The organism is Nocardioides sp. LML1-1-1.1, from assembly GCF_040676175.1.
In the GTDB taxonomy this organism is placed as follows: Bacteria; Actinomycetota; Actinomycetes; order Propionibacteriales; family Nocardioidaceae; genus Nocardioides.
Genome location: NZ_JBEGHK010000013.1, coordinates 1 through 4063, shown reverse-complemented (window position 1 = coordinate 4063; position 4063 = coordinate 1). Strand labels below are relative to the sequence as shown.

Sequence of the window (4063 nt, the reverse complement as noted above, 5' to 3'; positions counted from 1 at the left end):
TACCTCTCAGAAGAGTCCATGGCGCTACTCAACGACCCGGTGGATACTGGTGATCACGCCGCCATCGAGGCTGGCGAGTAGGGCACCGAGGACCACCTCAAAGCCCACCACCCCGCGGGGCTCTGTCCTGGTGCCTGGAGCCACCCGACATGCGGTCGAGCAGCTCCTGCTGTCAGTCGGGTGACGGCGATCACAAGGGGAGACTAAGGACCTTCCCACCCTAAGTCAATGGGCAATAAGTTGAAGCGGGGCATCATGTCGGCGGGTTTTTGCGCGGGCGAGTGAGTTCAAGTCAAGAAAGAGTCAGTCGAGTCCGACGGCCGGGCGATGCTGTCGAACGCGTGTCGATACCGCTGGAAACCGGCCCGTTTCGGACAGGGGCGAAAATTGGTGTTACTCCAGGGACCTGTCCTCACCGATCAAGATGATCGCCAGGAGGTTGGGGATCACCCGCAGCGCCGTCCGTGCCGCGCTGGCTTCTGATGGGCCGCCGAAGGTGCGCCCGCAAGCCGCCGGGGGTCGGCGGTCGATGAGTTCGATGCGCGGATCCGTGAGCAGCGGGTGGTACCGACGGCGCCGGCCACGGTGATCGCCGAGCGGGTCGGCTGGACGCGTGGGACGACAGCGTTCAAGCAACGGGTCCGGGAGCCTGCGGCCGGGCCAGGCCCACCTTCCACCCGATCCGCGCTGTCGACCCAGCTGGAAGATGCGCCAAAGACGTTGGGATGGGACGGCGAACGAGGTTCCGGCTGGTGGCGAGCCACACAGCCCGGGCGGGTGACGTCTGGGTGCGATCGTCGCTGGCCACACCCGGCGGGCGGACCTGGGCACAGCGCCAGACGGTTATCGACTTCGAGTACAACGAAGAGGACAAGCCGAGGGGGTCAGCGTTCGGACGAAAGGGGGATCAGCCTTCGACCGCCGCTGACACGGCGCTCGTCGTGGGCGTCGCGTCCGTCGAGCGCCGATCCCAACGCCTGCACGCTGCCGAAAGCAGCAGCGCGTCAGCGCTACGCACGCAGAGCCCAGTAAGCAGGAACGTGGCGGTGGCGCCAACCAGCGGGGCCTACGTCATCAGTCGTAAGGGGCCTTGACCGGAAGGGGCGGCAGCGTGGCCGCTCAGCGTGTCCCTCGGTGTCGCGCAGGCGCCTGGGCGAGTGTTCGACACTCAGCCAGAGTCAGCGAGCTTGCGGAAGTCCCAGCTCGTGAACTTGTCGGGAGTGATCCGCAACCAGGCGTGCAGCCCGTCCGGGGGCACCGGCTGGTCGGTTCCGGTGTACTTGCGCGCGAATGCGACCTCGACCGCGTTGACCGCCCCGTCGATCCCGCCGACCCAGGGGACGTCCCCGACCACCTCCGCGACACCCTCCACCACGACCCCGTGCAGCTCGAGGTAGTCCTCGCCTGCGTCGAAGACGATCGCGATCCGGGCTGCCGCGGCGGCTGCCCGACATCCACGGGCCTGCGTGGCCACCCCGTCGGGGCACAGCGCGTGGACGCGCAGGGGTCGCGCATCAGGTCGGTCCAGCGCTGGCTGCGGATCAGCGAGTGGAGCCAGACTCGGGTCCCGTCCCACACGAACCACAGCGGGGCCACGTGCGGGCGTCCATCCGACCCCACCGAGGCCACACGACAGGTGCGGTGCCTGCTGAGGAAGTCGTCACGCTCCTCCTCGGTCATCGCGATGGCCCGACTGCGCTTCTGGGTCCGCTGCCGGGTCTTCGGTGGTGTTGTCACGCGCCCGGGTCCTTCCCGCTCAGTCCGTCGAGGACGCCGGCGAGCAGATCAGCAAGCGCAACCGGGTCTTCAAGCATCGGGTTGTGCCCGGCACCGCCCATCGGCACCACGGTCAGCGCTGCGCCGCCCGGCTGGCTTCGGGCCCGCTCCACCATCTTCCTGGTCGCGAGCCCGGACTCAGGGAGGACGTAGGCCAAACGACAGCCGGGATCTGGCGGCACGGCCCGCTCGATCCGGCCCGCCTGGCTGAAACGAGGGTCGAACTTCCAGCGGTAGCCGCCTGGAACCGCGGCGATCGAGTGGCGGCCGACGTGGCGTAAGAGGAATGGAGGAATGGCGCCGGAGTCCAGAATTGGCCGCCACCGGCTCTCCATGGCCGACCTGCTCGACTCGATACGGCTGGGCCTCGCCAACGCCGACCGTTCCTCCGGTGATTCCCACTCGAAGTCGAGGGGCGAGTCGATGACCACGACGCCGCCCAGGAGCTCCCCAGCGTCCGCGGCGGCGCGCAGGCACACCAGCCCGCCCATGCTGTGGCCGATCAGCACCGGCCGCGGCGGCAGCAGGGCCTTGCATGCGGCGATCACCTCGCCCACCCACAGATTGGGCGAGTAGTTCGAGCGCCAGTCGCTGTCACCATGACCCGAAAGGTCGATCGCCACGACGGGACCTCGGCCCAGGCGCGGGGCGACGACGTCCCACCACCTAGCATTCGCCGCCCCGCCGTGCACGAGCAGGACGCCTTGTTCGCCGGGCCCATCCCACCGTCGGTAGGCGATGTCGGCGCCCGCGAACTCTAGCGTGCCGGTCTCGACCCGAGCCTGGACGGCCTCAGCGAACCAAGTGGGCGGATGCCCCGACGCCTCGGTGGGGTCGGCCGCCGTCGTTGTCACGAAGCCCGCCTTCGCGGTACGGCGGAGTCGAATGCCTTCACGATCTAGTTCGAGCCCATCTGCCCTCGACCAGGCACCGGGGGCCGGGACGCGACTCGGCGAATCTGCTACACCGGACACCAACACTCCTGCACCTAAGAGAACGTATACATACAAGCACGTCGCTTGCCCCGTCAACCTTACTCTCTCTTCACTTCGCTTGGGAAGAGAGGCGGCGGATGAGGGTGCTCTCAGACCGTATGACGTGACCGCCTCGCTCTGAGGGGGTTGCGGGCCGGGGCCTCTCATACGCATGTTCGTGGGTTACCGAGCAGGGGCCGCCTGCTCGGCCTATCCACAGTCGTAGGAGGCCCCGGGTGATTTCTGAGCGTACGAGTGTTGGCCTGGATGTGCACGCACGATCTGTCGTAGCGACAGGCCTGGACAGCAAGACCGGCGAGGTGTTCAAGACAACCCTCGTGCCGGCCCATGAGGCGGTGATCGACTGGCTGCGTGGCTTGCCCGGCCCGATCGCGACGACCTACGAGGCCGGCCCGACCGGTTTCGGCCTGTACCGCGCCCTGACCGCGGCCGGGATCCGGTGTGAGGTCGCGGCGCCCTCGAAGCTGAACCGGCCTTCGGGCGAGCGGGTCAAGACCGACGCCAAGGACGCGTTGTTGTTGGCCCAGTTGCTGCAGGTCGGACAGATCACCAGCGTGCGGGTGCCGACGGTGACCGAGGAAGCCGCGCGGGACCTGGTCCGCGCCCGCGAAGATGTCCGCGGTGACCTGCTCCGAGCCCGGCACCGGGTTTCCAACTGCTGCTGCGCCATGGGCACGTCTACAACGGCGGGAAAGCTTGGACGGGCGCACACGACGCATGGCTGCGGCGGATCCGGTTCGACCAGCCCGGCACCCTCGCCGCCTACGAAGCCGACCTCGAAGCAGTTGAGTTCGCCGTCGCTCGCAGGGACCGGCTCGACGACGCTATCGCGGCGATGGCCGCCGATTCCGAGTTCACCTCCACTGTGCACAAGCTCTGGTGCCTGCGAGGCATCTCGACCCTGACCGCGTTCGCCCTCGCGGTCGAGATCGGCAACTGGGAACGGTTCACCGGCGCCAGCATCGGCGCCTACCTCGGCCTGGTGCCCTCCGAGCACTCCAGCGGACACTCACGCCGCCAGGGTGCGATCACCAAGGCCGGCAACTCCCACGTCCGCAGGCTGCTCGTCGAAGCCGCCTGGCACCACAAGCCACGCTACGTCGTCGGGAAGGTCCTTCAAGCACGCTGGGACCAGGCGCCCCAGACCGCCCGGACCCGTGCCCATGACAGAGCCCCGCGGGGTGGTGGGCTTTGAGGTGGTCCTCGGTGCCCTACTCGCCAGCCTCGATGGCGGCGTGATCACCAGTATCCACCGGGTCGTTGAGTAGCGCCATGGACTCTTCTGAGAGGTA

Annotated in this window: 4 protein-coding genes and 2 pseudogenes; 3 read left to right on the top strand and 3 right to left on the bottom strand. The window is 68.1% G+C overall.

Annotated elements, in window-relative coordinates; all coding sequences use genetic code 11:
- Positions 1 to 424: 424 nt before the first annotated feature.
- Positions 425 to 703: pseudogene (locus MRBLML1_RS23245) on the top strand (IS21 family transposase); the annotation flags it as partial.
- Between the two features lie 465 nt (positions 704 to 1168).
- On the opposite strand, the gene MRBLML1_RS23240 reads toward MRBLML1_RS23245, so the two are convergent.
- The 3 genes and pseudogenes from MRBLML1_RS23240 to MRBLML1_RS23230 form a co-directional block, all read right to left on the bottom strand.
- A complete protein-coding gene (locus MRBLML1_RS23240) occupies positions 1169 to 1474 on the bottom strand; it encodes a hypothetical protein (protein WP_364520620.1) in 306 nt (101 codons plus the stop codon).
- An 83-nt stretch (positions 1475 to 1557) separates the two neighbouring features.
- A pseudogene (locus MRBLML1_RS23235) lies at positions 1558 to 1680 on the bottom strand (pyridoxamine 5'-phosphate oxidase family protein); the annotation flags it as partial.
- Between the two features lie 53 nt (positions 1681 to 1733).
- Positions 1734 to 2630 (bottom strand): alpha/beta fold hydrolase, encoded by an 897-nt coding sequence (locus MRBLML1_RS23230; RefSeq protein ID WP_364520618.1) that lies wholly within the window; start codon positions 2628 to 2630, stop codon positions 1734 to 1736.
- Positions 2631 to 2986: 356 nt separating this feature from the next.
- Here MRBLML1_RS23230 and MRBLML1_RS23225 point away from each other — a divergent pair, with 356 nt between their 5' ends.
- Positions 2987 to 3676 carry an IS110 family transposase gene (locus MRBLML1_RS23225; RefSeq protein WP_364520616.1) on the top strand — a complete coding sequence of 230 codons (690 nt, stop codon included), beginning with the start codon at positions 2987 to 2989 and terminating at the stop codon, positions 3674 to 3676.
- On the top strand, positions 3637 to 3966 hold the full coding sequence (locus MRBLML1_RS23220) for an IS110 family transposase (RefSeq protein WP_364520614.1): 330 nt from the start codon (positions 3637 to 3639) through the stop codon (positions 3964 to 3966). The genes MRBLML1_RS23225 and MRBLML1_RS23220 overlap by 40 nt, the downstream gene beginning before the upstream one ends.
- Positions 3967 to 4063: the final 97 nt, after the last annotated feature.